This is a genomic window from Janibacter melonis, assembly GCF_003721155.3.
GTDB classification, from domain to species: domain Bacteria; phylum Actinomycetota; class Actinomycetes; order Actinomycetales; family Dermatophilaceae; genus Marihabitans; species Marihabitans melonis.
In genome coordinates this window covers 1,840,849-1,856,419 of the sequence record NZ_CP044548.2, presented here as the reverse complement: position 1 = coordinate 1,856,419, position 15,571 = coordinate 1,840,849, and the positions used below count along the sequence as shown (strand labels likewise).

Genomic DNA, 15,571 nt, shown 5'->3' with positions numbered 1-15,571 from the left:
GGGGCTGGCTGCTCGTCGCGATGCCGCTCGCCGGCGCAGCCCTGCTGCTGCTCGGCGGACGCGCGACGGACGCCTTCGGCCCCTACCTGGCCACCGCCCTGTCCTGGGCGTCCTTCCTCCTCGGTGCTGCGCTGCTCGTCGCGATGCTCGGCGTCGACGCGGGGGAGCGGGCCTCTCACCTCGACCTCTACGAGTGGATCCCCGCCGGGGCCTTCCAGCTCTCGGCCGGCATGCTCGTCGACCCGCTGTCGATCAGCTTCGTCCTGCTCATCACCTTCGTCGGGTCGCTCATCCACGTGTACTCGCTCGGGTACATGGAGCACGACCCCGACCGCCGGCGCTTCTTCGCCTACCTCAACCTCTTCGTCGCCTCGATGCTGCTGCTCGTCCTCGCGGACAGCTACCTGCTGCTCTTCGTCGGCTGGGAGGGCGTGGGTCTGGCGTCCTGGCTGCTCATCGGCTTCTGGAACCACCGCGCCGCCTACGCGACCGCCGCGAACAAGGCCTTCGTCGCCAACCGCGTCGGCGACCTCGGCATGGCCCTGGCCATCGCGCTGATGTTCGCCACCTTCGGCGCGGTCGACTTCGCCAGCGTCGACTCCGCGGTCGGGGGCGCCTCGACCGGTGCGCTCACCGCGATCGGCCTGCTGCTCCTCCTCGGCGCCTGCGGCAAGTCCGCGCAGTTCCCGCTGCAGAGCTGGCTCGGCGACGCGATGGCCGGCCCGACGCCGGTCTCGGCGCTCATCCACGCCGCGACGATGGTCACCGCCGGTGTCTACCTCGTCGTGCGCAGCCACACGATCTTCGACGCGGCGCCGGACGCGCAGCTCGTCGTCGCGATCGTCGGTGCGATCACGCTCGTCTACGGCGCGGTCGTCGGCTGCGCGAAGGACGACATCAAGAAGGCCCTCGCCGCCTCGACGATGAGCCAGATCGGCTACATGATGCTCGCCGCGGGTCTGGGCCCGGTCGGCTACGCCTTCGCGATCTTCCACCTCATCACCCACGGCTTCTTCAAGGCCGGGATGTTCCTCGGCGCCGGCTCGGTCATGCACGGCATGGGCGACCAGGTCGACATGCGCCGCTTCGGCGGGCTGTCCCGCGCCATGAAGATCACCTGGATCACCTTCGCCCTCGGCTGGCTGGCGATCCTCGGCCTGCCGCCCTTCTCCGGCTTCTGGAGCAAGGACAAGATCATCGAGGCTGCCTTCGTCGGCGAGGGCTGGCGCCCGTGGGTCTTCGGGCTGGTCGCGCTCCTCGGCGCCGGCGTCACCGCCTTCTACATGTCGCGCCTGTTCTTCATGACCTTCCACGGCAAGCGCCGGTGGACCGACGACGTGCACCCGCACGAGTCGCCCGCGGTGATGACGATCCCGATGATGGTCCTCGCCGTCGGCTCCGCCGCACTGGGTGGCGCGATGGTCCTCTTCGACTTCCCGACCTTCCTCGAGCCGGTCTTCGGCCACCACGAGCACGAGGAGCCGGTCCTGCCGATCCCCGTCCTCATGGCCGCGACGATCGTCCTCGTCCTCGCCGGGGCCGCGCTGGCCTACCTGCGCTACGTGCGCGAGGAGGTGCCGCAGGTCGCACCGCGGGGCTCCGTCGCCACGCGCGCCGCCCGCGACGACCTCTACCAGGACCAGCTCAACGCGAACTTCCTGCAGTGGCCCGGGATCCACCTGACCCGCAGCCTCGCCTTCACCGACAAGGCCGGTGTCGACGGGGTCTTCAGCGGGCTCGCCGCCGCCGTCGGCGGCTCCTCGTCTCGCCTGCGTCGCGTGCAGTCCGGCTACGCGCGCAGCTATGCCCTGACGATGCTCACGGGCGTCGTCGTCCTCCTCGGTGCACTGTGGGTGATGAACTGATGACCGACCTCCCCTGGCTGTCGCTGCTCGTGGCGCTGCCCCTCGTCGGGGCCGCGGTCACGGCTGCCCTGCCGGCCGCCCTCGCCAAGCGCTTCGCGCTCGGCACCTCGCTGCTCACGCTCGTCGTGGGCATCGCGGCGGCCTCGCAGTTCGTCATCGGGTCCTCGGAGCAGTTCCAGCTCGCCGAGCAGTACTCGTGGATCCCCCAGCTCGGCGTCTCGTGGGCCCTCGGGGTCGACGGCATCTCGCTGGCCCTCATCCTCATGGCCCTCGTGCTCGCGCCCGTGTGCATGGTGGCCGCCTGGGACGACGTGCCCGGCGGGCGCTCGGAGAGCACGTACTTCGCGCTCCTGCTCTCGCTCGTGCCCTTCATGGTCGGCGTCTTCGCCGCCACGGACGTCTTCCTCTTCTACGTCTTCTTCGAGGCGATGCTCATCCCGGTGTACTTCCTCATCGGGATGTACGGCGGTGAGCGGCGCCAGTACGCGGCCGTGAAGTTCCTCCTGTACTCGCTGGCCGGCGGGCTCATCATGCTCGTCGCGGTCATCGGCCTGTACGTCGTCGGCCCCGGCGGCACGGACGGCTTCATGATCGAGCGCCTCACCGGTCTCGACATCGCGCAGGACACGGAGCGCTGGCTCTTCCTCGGCTTCTTCATCGCCTTCGCGATCAAGGCGCCGATGTGGCCGCTGCACACGTGGCTGCCCGACGCCGCGGCCGAGTCGCGGCCCGCGGTCGCGACCCTGCTCGTCGGCGTGCTCGACAAGGTCGGCACCTACGGGATGATCCGCTTCTGCCTCCAGCTCTTCCCGGAGGCCAGCCAGTGGGCGACGCCGGTCGTCGTCGTGCTCGCGCTCGTCTCGATCGTCTACGGCGCGATCCTCGCGATCGGCCAGTCCGACATGATGCGCCTCATCGCCTTCACGTCGGTGAGCCACTTCGGCTTCATCGTCCTGGGCATCTTCGCCTTCACCTCGACGGCCCACGCCGGGTCGAACCTCTACATGATCAACCACGGCTTCTCGACGGCGGCGCTCTTCCTCGTCGCGGGCATGCTCATCGCCCGCCGGGGCAGCCGTCGCATCGACGCCTACGGCGGCTGGCAGCGGGTGACCCCGGCCCTGGCCGGCGTCTTCCTCGTCGCCGGTCTGTCCGCGCTGTCGCTGCCGGGCCTGTCGACCTTCGTCTCGGAGTTCCTCGTCATCACCGGCACCTTCCAGCGCTACCCGGCAGCCGGTGTCGTCGCCTCGCTCGGCCTCGTCCTGTCTGCGCTGTACGTGCTGCTCATGTACAAGCGCGTCATGACCGGCCCCGCGCCGGTCGTCGTCGAGGGCGCGGTCACGCGTCTCGAGGGCCCGGACACGGGCGGCCAGGACCTGCCCTACGTGCGTGCCGACCTCGACGAAGGGGTGACCCCGGCCCAGATCGGCCCGGTGCGCGACCTCGGGCTGCGCGAGAAGGTCGTCGTCGCACCGCTGCTCGCCGCCCTCCTCGTCATCGGCTTCTTCCCCAAGCCCGTGCTCGACGTCCTCGACCCGGCGGTGCAGCGCACGCTGCAGGTCGTCGGGGTCAGCGACCCGGCACACGACGCCCCGGCGGACACCGCCTCGACCCACGGGAGTGACCACTGATGCCCGCCGTGCTCACCAGCCTGCCGATGGCAGGCGACTTCGAGATGGCCGACATCGCGTACGCCGCGGTCGCGCCGATGGTCGTCGTCTTCGCCGGCGCCATCCTCGGGGTGCTCGTCGAGGCCTTCGCGCCCCGGCGGCTGCGCTACCCGCTCCAGCTGGGCATCTCCGTCGTCGCCCTCCTCGGCGCGCTCGTCGCGCTCGTCGTGCCCTCGGGCGACGACGTCACCGGGGCCACCGTCGACGGCACCCTCGCGATCGACGGGCCGAGCCGCTACCTCATGGGGGCGCTGCTCGTCCTCGGTCTCGTCGGGCTGCTCGCCATGGCCGAGCGCTTCGGCGGCGACGGCCCGGACGCCTTCACGCCGATGGGCTCGGCGACCCCGGGCTCGCAGATGGAGAGCGCCGCGGCGCGCGCCGGCTGGGCGACCACCGAGGTCTTCCCGCTGACGCTCTTCTCCCTCGCCGGCATGATGATGTTCACCGCCGCGAACGACCTGCTGTCGATGTTCATCGCCCTCGAGGTCCTCTCGCTGCCGCTCTACCTCATCACCGGGCTGGGCCGCCGTCGTCGGCTGCTCTCGCAGGAGGCGGCGCTGAAGTACTTCCTCCTCGGCGCCTTCAGCTCGGCCTTCTTCCTCTTCGGCGCGGGCCTGCTCTACGGCTACGCCGGCTCGGTGCGCCTCAGCGCCATCGCGCAGGCCGCGAGCACCTCGACCGGTGAGATGGAGGGCCTGCTCCTGCCGGGCGTCGTCTTCCTCCTCGTCGGCCTGCTCTTCAAGGTCGGCGCCGTGCCCTTCCACTCGTGGACGCCGGACGTCTACCAGGGCGCCCCGACCGCCGTCACCGGCTTCATGGCTGCGTGCACGAAGATCGCCGCCTTCGGCGCGCTGCTGCGCCTCGTCTACGTCGGTCTCGAGACCACCCGCTGGGAGTGGCACATCGGGGTCGTCGCGATCGCCGCCCTGACGATGGTCGTCGGCGCCGTGCTGTCGGTGACCCAGACCGACATCAAGCGCCTCCTGGCCTACAGCTCGGTCGCGCACGCGGGCTTCATCCTCGTCGGCGTCCTCGCCTTCGACCAGACCGCGGTCTCCGGCGTGCTCTTCTACCTCGTCGCCTACGGCGCCTCGACGATCGCCGCCTTCGCCCTCATCGCCATGGTTCGCGAGCGTGGCGCCGAGGCCACCCACCTCTCCCAGTGGGCGGGCCTCGGGCGCAGCCACCCCTTCGTCGCCGCGGCGATGACGCTCATGCTGCTCGCCTTCGCGGGCATCCCGCTGACGTCAGGCTTCACGGCGAAGGTCGCGGCCTTCGTGCCGGCGGTCCAGCACGGCGGCCTGTCGGGCATCGTGCTCGTCGTCATCGGCGTGCTCGCCAGCGCGGTCACCGCCTTCGTCTACGTGCGGATCATCGTCCTCATGTACTTCACCGAGCCCGCGGGCGAGGTCACGCTCGCCCAGCCGGCGCTGCTCTCCGTCGTCGCGATCGCCGTCGGCGTCGTCCTCACGGTCCTGCTCGGCGTCTTCCCCGGCCCGCTCCTCGACCTCGCGGCGTCCTCGAGCGTCTTCGTCCGGTGACCTCGGTGACGAGCTCGACGCCTGGCATCATCGCGGTCCCCGGGGCCAGCGACGACCTCACCGCACGGCTGCTCGACGGTCTCGAGCGGGTCGAGCGGGTCATCCTCGAGCGCACGCGCCACGAGGACGACTTCATCAGCGAGGCCAACCTCCACCTCGCGCAGGCGGGCGGCAAGCGCTTCCGCCCGATGCTCACGATGCTCGTCGCCGAGCTCGGCGACGGCATCACCGACGAGGTCGTCGCCGCGGCGGCGGGGGTCGAGCTGACCCATCTCGCGAGCCTGTACCACGACGACGTCATGGACGAGGCGGACATGCGGCGCGGGGCGCCGAGCGCCAACGCGAAGTACGACAACTCCACGGCGATCCTCGTCGGCGACCTGCTCTTCGGCAGCGCGTCGGACATCATCGCCGACCTCGGCCCGCAGGCCGTGAAGATCCAGGCGCAGACCTTCATCCGGCTGTGCACGGGTCAGATCCGCGACGACCGGCCCTGCCCCGAGGGGGAGGACCCGCAGGCGTACTACCGCAGCGTGCTCGCCGACAAGACGGGCGTCCTCGTCGCGACGGCGGCCCGCTACGGCGCGATGTTCAGCGGGGCGACCCCCGAGGTCGTCGCCATGGCCACGGAGTACGGCGAGCGCCTCGGCGTCGCCTTCCAGCTCGCCGACGACCTCATCGACGTCGCGTCGCTCTCGGGCGAGAGCGGCAAGACGCCGGGCACCGACCTGCGCGAGGGCAAGCGCACCCTCCCGGTGCTCCACGCGCTCGCGTCGGACGACCCGGCCGACGCCGAGCTGCAGCGTCTCCTGCTCTCCGACCTCGACGACGACGCCGACCTCGCCCGCGCCCTGGAGCTGCTGCGCGCCCACCGCGCGATGGACCTGGCCCGCGAGGAGACCCTCGCGGTCGGTCGTGGTGCGAGCGAGGTGCTCGCCCCGCTGCCGGACAGCGACGCGAAGGCTGCGCTCCTCGCGCTCGCCGAGAGCGTCGTCACCCGCGCCGGCTGACCCGGCTGCGCCTCGCGGCGAGCACCGAGTCGACCGACAGGACGACGAGGGCGACCCAGACGATCCCGAAGCCGACCCACCGGCTGCTCGGCATGTGCTCGCCGAGCAGCGCCAGCCCGATGACGAGCTGGGCCACCGGGGTGATGAACTGGATGAGCCCGATCGTCACGAGCGGGATCCGCCGGGCCGACTCCGCGAAGAGGACGAGCGGCACGGCGGTGACGACGCCGGACAGGACGAGCAGGGCCGGGTGGAGCGGCGCGTCGAGGGTGAAGGTCGAGACCCCCGTCAGCCCGAGCCACAGCAGCACGCCCGCGGCCAGCGGCGCAAGGGCCACGGTCTCGGCGCTCAACGACTGCAGGGCGGGCAGCGAGGCGCCGAGGCGCTTCTTGATGAGGCCGTAGGTGGCGAAGGACGCCGCGAGGACGAGCGAGATCCACGGCACCGTGCCGGCGACGACGGCGAGGTAGATCCCCGCGCTGGCGCCGATGGCCACGGCGACCCACTGGAGGGGCCGCAGCGTCTCGCGCAGCACGAGGACGCCGAGCGCGATGGTGACGATGGGGTTGAGGAAGTAGCCCAGCGCCGCCTCGTGGGTGCGGCCCTGGGTCACCGCGTAGACGTACACGCCCCAGTTGACGGCGATGACGTAGGCGGCGAGCGCGACGGCGAGCGCCAGCCGTGGGCGGCTGCGCAGCAGCCGCGCCAGCCCGACGAGCTCGCCGCGCACGAGCAGCACCCCGAGGCACACGACGAGGGTCCACACGATGCGGTGGGCGAGGATCTCCCATGCGCCAGAGGGCTCGAGCGCGTGGAAGTACAGCGGGAAGAGCCCCCAGATGAGGTAGGCCGACCAGGCGGCCAGCAGACCGAGTCGGTGCGATCGCTGCTGGTCGGGGGAGGGTGGCGTCACGACGTGAGGATACGACCGCACGCGAAGGGGGACCGACCCGCCTGGTGCGGGCCGGTCCCCCTTCGTGGTGGTCCGGCTCAGCGCTTGGGGTGGCCGTGGCCCTCGCCGTGCTGCGGCCCCTTGCCGCGGTTCTTCGGCCACACCATGATCACCGCGGGGCGCGGCTGCGTGTTGCCCTGGTAGGGGAAGGTCGAGAGCACGTTCGTCGTGCTCGCGCCGGTGTCCTCGCCCGGGTGCTGCACGGCGGCGAAGACCACCCGGTCGTCCCACTGGATGAGGGGGCCGCAGCACTCGGAGTACGCGGGCACAGAGAGGAGCTGTTGGAGGTGACCGGCCTCGCGGCCCTCGAGCGGGTAGAGGTACATCCCGTCGCAGTGGCCGAGCGCGTTGCCGTCGGTGGAGATCCACAGGTTGCCGTCGCCGTCGAAGGCGAGGTTGTCCGGGCACGAGATCGGGCTGACCTCGCTCTTGTCGTAGCCCAGGAAGTAGGTCTGCGGATCCTGCGGGTCGCCGCACACGAGCACGAGCCGCCACGCGAAGCGGGTGCCCGTGTGGTCGCCGCGCCGCTCGGTGATCTCGAGGACCTGGCCGTGCTTGTTGCTCGGGCGGGGGTTGGGGCCGTCGACCTCGGCGGCCGTGCGGCGGCTGTTGTTCGTCAGCGCGGCGTAGATCTTGCCGGTGACGAGGTTGGGCTCGACGTCCTCGGGGCGGTCCATCTTCGTCGCGCCGACGGCGTCGGCCGCGAGGCGCGTGTAGACGAGGACCTCCTCGTGGGTGAAGCCTGGGACGGCAGAGCGCCCGCCCTGGGTGAGCGGGACCCAGCGGCCCTGGCCGTCGTGGGTGCCGTCGGCCTCGCCGTCGAAGGTCGCGACGTAGAGGTCGCCCTGGTGGAGCAGGGTCGCGTTGTGACGGCGGTCGCCCTTGCGATAGCGCTTCGCGCTGACGAACTTGTACATGTAGTCGTAGCGCTCGTCGTCACCCATGTACGCGACGACATGGCCGCTGTCGCTGATGATGACGTTCGCGCCCTCGTGCTTCATCCGGCCGAGCGCGGTGAGCTTCTTCGGCGTCGACGTGGGGTCGAGCGGGTCGACCTCGATGATCCACCCGAAGCGGTTGGCCTCCTGCGGCTCCCGGGTGAGGTCGAATCGGGGCTCGACGCGGTCCCACGCGTGCTGGGCGGTGCTGCCCGAGGCGAGGCCGTAGCGCGTGAGGGCCTGGCCGGCGCGGTCGGAGCCGGCGCTCGCGGGCTGGGTGAAGTAGCCGTTGAAGTTCTCCTCGCCCGACAGGACGGTGTCCCACGGGGTCGTGCCGCCGGCGCAGTTGCCGAAGGTGCCGAGCGCGCGGACGCCGCGGGGGTCGGCGGAGGTGCGCACGAGCTCGCTGCCGCGGACCGGTCCGACGATGTCGAAGGGGGTGACCACGGTGATCCGGCGGTTGAGCGGGGCGGCCTTGCGGTAGGTCCAGCGCGAGTGCTTGTCGCGGCGGCGCATCTCGACCACGGACATGCCGTGGGCCATCATCGTGATCCGCACCTGGTCGTCGGTGAGGGAGGACGCGCCCGCGTACCCGGCGAACATCAGCTCGTTGTTCGTGTACTCGTTGTTCGCGACGAGCACGGCCTCCTTGCCGCCCCGGTGCGTCGGGATGACCCCCACGTAGTCGCAGTTGTAGCCGAACTGGCCGGCCTGGGCGGCCGAGGTCTGGCGGTCGAAGTCGAAGGCCGGCGCGCCGGCGAGGATGGGGTCGCCCCACGCGATGATCGGCGCCCACTGGAAGCCCTGGGGCACGACGACCTCGTCGGTGCCGGCGGGGACGGGGTCGATGCCCTCGAAGCCGAAGGGGGAGGTCGGGCGCGGGAGGTGCGGACGCCCCTTCGTCCCGGGCCCGGGGGCCGCGGCGGCGGGCTGCGCCCCCGCGACGCCGGCGAGGCCGACGAGGGTGGCGGCGGTGGCGCTCAGCGCGCCGGCGCGCAGCACGGAGCGGCGCGAGGAGGCGACGACGTCGCCGAAGTAGGCGTTCTCGCTCGTGTTCGGGACCGGCTGCGAGCACGCGTCGGCGCACTTCCACGTGCAGGTCATCGGGGAGCGGCTGCCGTCGCGGTGGGCGACGGCGAGGGGGAGCTGGGTGCGCGGTCCGGCGTGCGGGCTCATGGCTGTCCTAGGTCTCGGCGAGGGGTGCCCTCGCAACCTAGGGACGGCTCGCGCACACGGGGTGTCGCCCGGGTGAGCAGGAGGCAAACGTCGGGCGACCCCCGCCGGTCGGGCCGGCAGGGGTCGCCCTGGGGTGTCGGGTGGGCCCGAAGGGGGAGCCTCAGCTCTCCTCCGGGTCACCGTCCTCGGCCTCGGTGACGGAGGGGTCGACGAGGACCGACCACGTGTCGTGGCCGTGGAGCAGCTCGGTGAGCGCGGCGTCGTCCGCCGGGCCACCGGCGACCTCGACGGCCGAGGAGACCTGGGCACGGACCTGGTCGTCGTACGTCGGGCGCTCGACGTCGCGGAAGATGCCCATCGGCACGTGGGTCATCGCCGTCGAGTCGAGGCGGCTGATGGCGAAGGCCTGGCTCGGGTCCGGCGCGGCGGGGTCGTGGACGACGACGCGGTCGGCCCACCCCTTCGCGCTGATCTCGCCCTCCGGGACGAACTCGACGCCGCCGGAGTCGCCGCGCACGAGGACCTGACGGGCCTCGGCGTCGCCGGCCGTCACGGGCTCGCCGTCGACGAGGTGGACGAGACGCGCCTGCTGCTGGTCGCGGTCCTTGATGAGCTCGAAGGCGCCGTCGTTGAAGATCGGGCAGTTCTGGTAGATCTCGACGAGCGAGGTGCCACGGTGCTGCGCGGCGGCCTTGAGCACCGACGTGAGGTGCTTGCGGTCGCTGTCCATCGTGCGCGCGACGAAGGTCGCCTCGGCGCCGAGCGCGAGCGAGACCGGGTTGAAGGGCGCGTCGAGGCTGCCCATCGGGCTCGACTTCGTCACCGTGCCCGGGTCCGACGTAGGGGAGTACTGACCCTTGGTCAGCCCGTAGATCTTGTTGTTGAAGAGCAGGATCGTCATGTTGACGTTGCGGCGCAGCGCGTGGATGAGGTGGTTGCCGCCGATGGACAGCGCGTCGCCGTCACCGGTGACGACCCACACCGACAGGTCCTCGCGGCTCGTCGCCAGACCCGTCGCGATCGCCGGCGCGCGGCCGTGGATCGAGTGCATGCCGTACGTGTCGAGGTAGTACGGGAAGCGCGACGAGCAGCCGATGCCCGAGACGAAGACGATGTTCTCGCGACGCAGGCCGAGCTCGGGCAGGAAGCCCTGGACGGCCGCGAGGATCGCGTAGTCGCCGCAGCCGGGGCACCAGCGCACCTCCTGGTCGGAGGTGAAGTCGCGCTTGGTCTGGCGCGCGTCGTCATCGCCGAGGGCGGGGACGCCGTCGGTGCCGCGGGCCGTGGTGGGGATGCCGAGATCGATCGACATGGTCAGACCTCCTTCGCCGCGGAGGTGATGACCTCTGCGAGCTCGGTCGTGGTGAAGGGCAGCCCGCGCACCGAGGTGTGGGAGCGGACGTCGACGAGGTACTCCGCGCGCAGCAGCATCGCGAGCTGGCCGAGGTTCATCTCGGGCACGACGACGCGGTCGTAGGCGCGCAGCACGTCCCCGGTGTTGGCGGGGAAGGGGTTGAGGTGACGCAGGTGGGCGTGCGCGACGGGGGTGCCGGTGTCGCGGACCTGGCGCACGGCGGCCGCGCAGGGGCCGTACGTCGAGCCCCAACCGAGGACGAGGACCTTCGCCTCGCCGCTGGGGTCGTCGACCTCGAGCTGCGGGCTCGTCGCGGCGACGCCGGCGACCTTGGCCGCACGGGTGCGGACCATGAAGTCGTGGTTGTCCGGGTCGTAGCTGATGTTGCCCGTGCCGTCGGCCTTCTCGATGCCGCCGATGCGGTGCTCGAGACCGGGCGTGCCGGGCACGGCCCACGGGCGGGCGAGGGTCTCGGGGTCGCGCAGGTAGGGCAGGAAGACCTCCTCGCCCGACTCGTCGGTGGCGTTGGGGCCGGTCGCGAGCTCGACGGTGAGGTCGGGCAGGTCGGCGACGTCGGGGATGCGCCAGGGCTCGGAGCCGTTGGCGAGGTAGCCGTCGGACAGGAGCATGACGGGCGTGCGGTAGGTCGTCGCGATGCGCACGGCCTCGACGGCGGCGTCGAAGCAGTCGGCCGGGGTCTGCGGCGCGATGACGGGCACGGGCGACTCGCCGTTGCGCCCGTAGAGCGCCTGGAGGAGGTCGGACTGCTCGGTCTTCGTCGGCAGGCCGGTGCTCGGGCCGCCGCGCTGGACGTCGATGACGACGAGCGGCAGCTCCAGGCTCACGGCCAGGCCGATGGTCTCGGCCTTGAGCGCGACACCCGGGCCGGAGGTCGTCGTCACGCCGATCGCCCCGCCGAAGGAGGCGCCGAGCGCGATGCCGATGCCGGCGATCTCGTCCTCGGCCTGGATCGTCGTCACGCCGTGGCGCTTGTAGCCCGACAGCGCGTGGAGGATGTCGCTCGCCGGGGTGATCGGGTAGGACCCGAGGACGAGCGGGCGGCCGGCGCGGTGGGAGGCCGCGACGAGACCCAGCGCGAGCGCGGCGTTGCCGGTGATGTTGCGGTAGGTGCCGTGCGCGGCGGTCGCCGGGGCGACCTCGTAGGAGACGGCGAAGTCCTCGGTCGTCTCGCCGTAGTTCCAGCCCGCCTTGAGCGCGGCGAGGTTGGCCGCGAGGATGTCGGGCTTCGCGCCGAACTTGCGGGCGAGGAAGTCCTCGGTGCCCTTCGTGGGGCGCGAGTACATCCACGACAGCAGGCCGAGGGCGAACATGTTCTTCGCCCGCTCCTTCTCCTTGCGGGTGAGGGAGTCGTGCTCGGCGAGGGCCTCGACGGTGATGCTCGTCAGCGGCACGGCGTGCACGTGCCAGGACTCGAGGGTGTCGTCCTCGAGCGGAGAGGTCTCGTAGCCGACCTTCTTGAGGTTGCGCTTGGAGAACTCGTCGGTGTCGACGATGATCGTCGCCCCGCGGGGCACGTCGCGCAGGTTGGCCTTGAGCGCCGCCGGGTTCATCGCGACGAGCACGTCGGGCGCGTCACCGGGGGTGAGCACCGCGTGGTCGGCGAAGTGGAGCTGGAAGGAGCTCACGCCGGGGAGCGTGCCCTGGGGCGCGCGGATCTCGGCGGGGAAGTTCGGCAGGGTCGAGAGGTCGTTGCCGAGCAGGGCGGTGTCCGCGGTGAAGCGGTCTCCCGTCAGCTGCATCCCGTCGCCGGAGTCGCCGGCGAAGCGGATGATGACCTGGCTCTTGGTCTCGACGGTCTTGGTGCTCATGGTTGGCGCTGCTGCCCCTGACGTGTCCGGGTCGAGCCCCCGACGGAGATGACCGAGAGCCATCTTCGATGGTAAGTCTGACCTCACCTCTGCACCGAATCGTCTGCCTTATGAGATGCATAACGTCGTGTTATGCATCCTTCGGGGTGGGGCGGGGCGTAGGGGGAGGTGCGGGCATCATGTGCGCACCCGAGCGAAGGAGCCCGAGATGAGCGAGACGACCGCCCCGCTGCGGGTCGAGGACGACGGCCACGTGCGGCTGTGGACCCTCGACCGGCCCGATCAGCGCAACCCCGTGACCGGCGCCGACATGATCGAGGCGATCGAGGCCGCGGTCGACGCGGCGAACGACGACGCCCAGGACGGCTCGCTGCGGGTCGTCGTCCTCACCGGCGCCGGCTCGGCCTTCAGCAGCGGTGGCGACGTCAAGGCGATGCGGCGCGGCGATCCCCCCTTCGGCGGCCCGGTGAGCGGGAGCCGCGAGGGCTACCGGCGCGGGGTGCAGCGCATCCCGACGGCGATGGCGCGGCTCGACGTGCCCGTGGTCGCGGCCGTCAACGGCCCGGCCGTCGGCGCCGGCTGCGACCTCGCGCTCATGTGCGACCTGCGGGTGGCCTCGACCTCGGCCTTCTTCGCCGAGTCCTTCGTCCAGCTCGGGATCGTCCCCGGCGACGGGGGTGCGTGGCTGCTCAGCCGTCTGCTCGGCCCGACGCGGGCGTCGGAGATGGTGCTCACCGGCGACCGGGTCGACGCGCAGCAGGCGCTCGACTGGGGGCTCGTCAACGCCGTCGCCGAGCCCGACGAGCTGCTCGACGTCGCCCGCGCGCTCGCCGGGCGGGTCGCGAAGAACCCTCCGTCCGCCGTGCGGATGGCGAAGTCTCTGCTGCGCGACGCGCCCGAGGTCTCGCTGCGCGCGTCCCTCGAGACGGCGGCGGCGATGCAGGCGGTCGCCCACACGACGCAGGACCACCGCGAGGCGGTCGACGCGCTGCTCGAGCGACGTCCTGGGACCTACACGGGCCGCTGACCGCGCGTCGGCGGCGTTGAACCACGCGTCGACCGCACCGCGTCACGGGTCGACGGCACCGCATCAGAAGGGTGGGGCGGTCGAGACGGCGCCGTGGCCGACGGCCTCATGGCCGGCACCGGCGTCGGGCGTCGTGGGCTGCGTCGGTGTCGACGGATCGGGTGCGCCCGTGGTTTCGTGCGAGGCCGCCTCTGCAGGTGCCTGAGCGGGTGCCTCCGCGGGTGCGTACGCGGTCGGCCAGGTGAGCCGCTGGGTACCACCGGGCGAGACCCACTCCGCGCTCCCGTCGGCGTGCAAGACGTAGCTCCACGCCGGTGCGTGCTTGACGCGGTGGTGGTGCCGGCACAGGGCCGACAGGTTGGCGCCGCAGGTCGGCCCGCCGGGCCAGGCCGTCGCGTGGTCGAGGTCGCACGCGACCGCCGGTCGGTCGCAGCCCCACATGCGGCACCGGGTGTCGCGCAGCTCGACGAGTCGCCTCACCGACGGCGGGGGCACATATCCCGTCGTCGAGGTCTCGAGCACGGTGCCGGTCTCCGGGTCGAGCAGGGCTCGGGTGACCCGGCTGTCGAGGCGCTCGACGACCTGCTGGACGACGGAGCCCGGCACCCAGCCGATGCGGGGGATCTCGACGCCACCGACCCAGGGCTTCCCGGTCGCGCCGACGTCGATCAGCCGGCCCTCCGCAGCGCTGACGGCCCGCGCGCCACTCGCGGTCCCGGTCTCGCCAGCAGTCCTGTCGTCACCCGCGGTCCTCGTCTCACCCGCGGTCCTCATCTCGCCAGCAGTCCTCGTCTCGCCCGCAGTCTTGACGTCGCCCGCGACCTCCGCCTCGCCCGGGTCGCTCGGCCCGCGCACGAGCGCCAGCCCGAGCGTGATGTGGGTGCTCACCTCGACCCCGCGCAGGGCGAGGTCGGCCAGGGCCAGCGCACGTGCGGGCCCCACGCGCAGGTCGGGGTCCTTGCGCTGACGCTCGCGAGCGATCTCGCAGACCCCGGCCATGAGGACGTGAGCGGTCTCGCTCGGGAGGCACGCGACGAGCTCGGTGGTGCCGAGCGGGCCGGGATAGGTGCGCACGTCGGTCCGCTCGCGCCGGTTGACCTCGGCCCGGGACTCGCGCCAGCCGGGGTCGGTGCGGTCCAGCACGCGCCGGCAGGCCTGGGCGAGGTCGTGCCGGTCGAGGGCCTCGATCCGGGGCACGTCGGTGCCGCGCATCGGCGCGAGCACATGGGCCACGACGGCCGCCGCCGCGTCGCGGGAGGCGTCCTGCGTCTCGTCGGCGACGAGGCGCAGGGTGCGTTCGGTGACCGCACCGTCCATGAGCGGGCGGATGAGGGGGTCGAGGTCGTCGCCGAGGCGCACGGCCAGCCGGCTGCGCGTCCGGGCGTCGTGATCGCTGCAGCCGAGCGCGAGGGCGATCGTGTCGCACGCCAGCTCGGCCACCTCGCCCGCCGGGGCACGCGTCTCCAGCGTCGAGCCGTCCGGTCCGGTCTCGAACCCGCGCCGGGCGAGCTCGGCGAGGATCGCCAGCTGCGCGGCGTCGGCCGAGCGCCGGACGCGCTCGACCGCGACGGCAGCGGCGGTCAGCATGGCGACGTCCTGAGACGGCGCCAGGGTGGCGGCGGTCATCGTCGTCACCTGCATCCCGGAGACGACCTTGTCGCAGAGGCCCTCGATCTCGTCGAACATGTGTTCGATCATGGTCGAGGGGCCTGACAACGTCCTCCAGGACGAGGAGACAGAGACAGGAGCCAGGGAGAGAGGGGCAGGGAGAGAGGGGCACAAAGAGAGGGGGCAGGGAGAGAGGGGGCAGAAGGGGGACGGGGGTGGCGGGAGGTCTGGACCCAGGAGCGCACGGCAGGGTGCGGCCCTACGGCCGAGGTGCCCGAGGAGGGCCGTCGTCTGCCGGCTCTGCGCGTCGCGCTCCTGCCGGTGCTCGTGCCGGTCGTCAGGCGGGCGCCGGGGTGGTCCCCGTGGGTGGGAACGAGTGCCGTCCGCCCGCTCGCCGCGCGGTCACGGGGTGAGACCGGCCAGGGACCTGTCGTCCCCGGGCCCAGGACACGTCCGGACGAGGAGCCGTCCGAGGGCTCGATCGGCCGGACCGGCGGGGAGGCGCGTTCGTCCCCCTGAGCGGGGACGAGCAAGGGCGAGGGCGTGCCCGAGGGTCCGATCGGCCAGGTCGGCGGGAAGGCGCGTTCGTCCCCCTGGGCGG

10 protein-coding genes are annotated in these 15,571 nt (G+C 72.1%); 5 read left to right on the top strand and 5 right to left on the bottom strand.

Annotated features, from left to right (window positions below):
• The first annotated feature begins 20 nt into the window (after positions 1–20).
• From nuoL to EEW87_RS08740, 4 genes are read left to right on the top strand one after another with little or no spacing between them, the layout of a single operon-like run.
• Positions 21–1,865, top strand: coding sequence for an NADH-quinone oxidoreductase subunit L (nuoL, locus tag EEW87_RS08755; protein ID WP_123092389.1), 1,845 nt, complete (start codon positions 21–23; stop codon positions 1,863–1,865).
• Positions 1,865–3,496, top strand: coding sequence for an NADH-quinone oxidoreductase subunit M (locus tag EEW87_RS08750; RefSeq protein ID WP_123092293.1), 1,632 nt, complete (start codon positions 1,865–1,867; stop codon positions 3,494–3,496). The genes nuoL and EEW87_RS08750 overlap by 1 nt, the downstream gene beginning before the upstream one ends.
• Positions 3,496–5,076 (top strand): NADH-quinone oxidoreductase subunit NuoN, encoded by a 1,581-nt coding sequence (nuoN, locus tag EEW87_RS08745; protein ID WP_123092292.1) that lies wholly within the window; start codon positions 3,496–3,498, stop codon positions 5,074–5,076. The genes EEW87_RS08750 and nuoN overlap by 1 nt, the downstream gene beginning before the upstream one ends.
• A gap of 5 nt (positions 5,077–5,081) precedes the next feature.
• Positions 5,082–6,086 (top strand): polyprenyl synthetase family protein, encoded by a 1,005-nt coding sequence (locus EEW87_RS08740; protein WP_123092388.1) that lies wholly within the window; start codon positions 5,082–5,084, stop codon positions 6,084–6,086.
• Here the strand turns inward: EEW87_RS08740 and rarD are convergent.
• The 4 genes from rarD to EEW87_RS08720 all read right to left on the bottom strand — a co-directional run bounded on the left by rarD (position 6,070) and on the right by EEW87_RS08720 (position 12,335).
• Positions 6,070–6,999, bottom strand: a complete 930-nt coding sequence (rarD, locus tag EEW87_RS08735; protein ID WP_068276890.1) for an EamA family transporter RarD — start codon at positions 6,997–6,999, stop codon at positions 6,070–6,072. The genes EEW87_RS08740 and rarD overlap by 17 nt on opposite strands.
• A 77-nt stretch (positions 7,000–7,076) precedes the next feature.
• Positions 7,077–9,152, bottom strand: a complete 2,076-nt coding sequence (locus tag EEW87_RS08730; RefSeq protein ID WP_192826158.1) for a PhoX family protein — start codon at positions 9,150–9,152, stop codon at positions 7,077–7,079.
• A gap of 160 nt (positions 9,153–9,312) precedes the next feature.
• Complete coding sequence (locus EEW87_RS08725; RefSeq protein ID WP_123092291.1) at positions 9,313–10,464, bottom strand: 2-oxoacid:ferredoxin oxidoreductase subunit beta; 1,152 nt, start codon at positions 10,462–10,464, stop codon at positions 9,313–9,315.
• A 2-nt stretch (positions 10,465–10,466) separates the two neighbouring features.
• Positions 10,467–12,335: a 2-oxoacid:acceptor oxidoreductase subunit alpha gene (locus EEW87_RS08720; RefSeq protein ID WP_192826159.1), complete on the bottom strand. Its 1,869-nt coding sequence runs from the start codon at positions 12,333–12,335 to the stop codon at positions 10,467–10,469.
• Between the two features lie 208 nt (positions 12,336–12,543).
• Here EEW87_RS08720 and EEW87_RS08715 point away from each other — a divergent pair, with 208 nt between their 5' ends.
• Entirely contained in the window at positions 12,544–13,362 is an 819-nt protein-coding gene (locus EEW87_RS08715; protein WP_123092289.1) for a crotonase/enoyl-CoA hydratase family protein, read from the top strand.
• A gap of 63 nt (positions 13,363–13,425) precedes the next feature.
• Here EEW87_RS08715 and EEW87_RS08710 read toward each other — a convergent pair whose 3' ends face one another.
• Entirely contained in the window at positions 13,426–15,048 is a 1,623-nt protein-coding gene (locus EEW87_RS08710) for an HNH endonuclease signature motif containing protein (protein ID WP_123092288.1), read from the bottom strand.
• Between the last annotated feature and the right edge of the window lie 523 nt (positions 15,049–15,571).

Coding starts and splice junctions, on each gene's coding strand:
- nuoL (WP_123092389.1), top strand. CDS start 21: ATGCCGCTCGCCGGCGCAGCCCTGCTGCTGCTCGGCGGACGCGCGACG.
- EEW87_RS08750 (WP_123092293.1), top strand. CDS start 1,865: ATGACCGACCTCCCCTGGCTGTCGCTGCTCGTGGCGCTGCCCCTCGTC.
- nuoN (WP_123092292.1), top strand. CDS start 3,496: ATGCCCGCCGTGCTCACCAGCCTGCCGATGGCAGGCGACTTCGAGATG.
- EEW87_RS08730 (WP_192826158.1), bottom strand. CDS start 9,152: ATGAGCCCGCACGCCGGACCGCGCACCCAGCTCCCCCTCGCCGTCGCC.
- EEW87_RS08725 (WP_123092291.1), bottom strand. CDS start 10,464: ATGTCGATCGATCTCGGCATCCCCACCACGGCCCGCGGCACCGACGGC.
- EEW87_RS08720 (WP_192826159.1), bottom strand. CDS start 12,335: ATGAGCACCAAGACCGTCGAGACCAAGAGCCAGGTCATCATCCGCTTC.
- EEW87_RS08715 (WP_123092289.1), top strand. CDS start 12,544: ATGAGCGAGACGACCGCCCCGCTGCGGGTCGAGGACGACGGCCACGTG.
- EEW87_RS08710 (WP_123092288.1), bottom strand. CDS start 15,048: ATGTTCGACGAGATCGAGGGCCTCTGCGACAAGGTCGTCTCCGGGATG.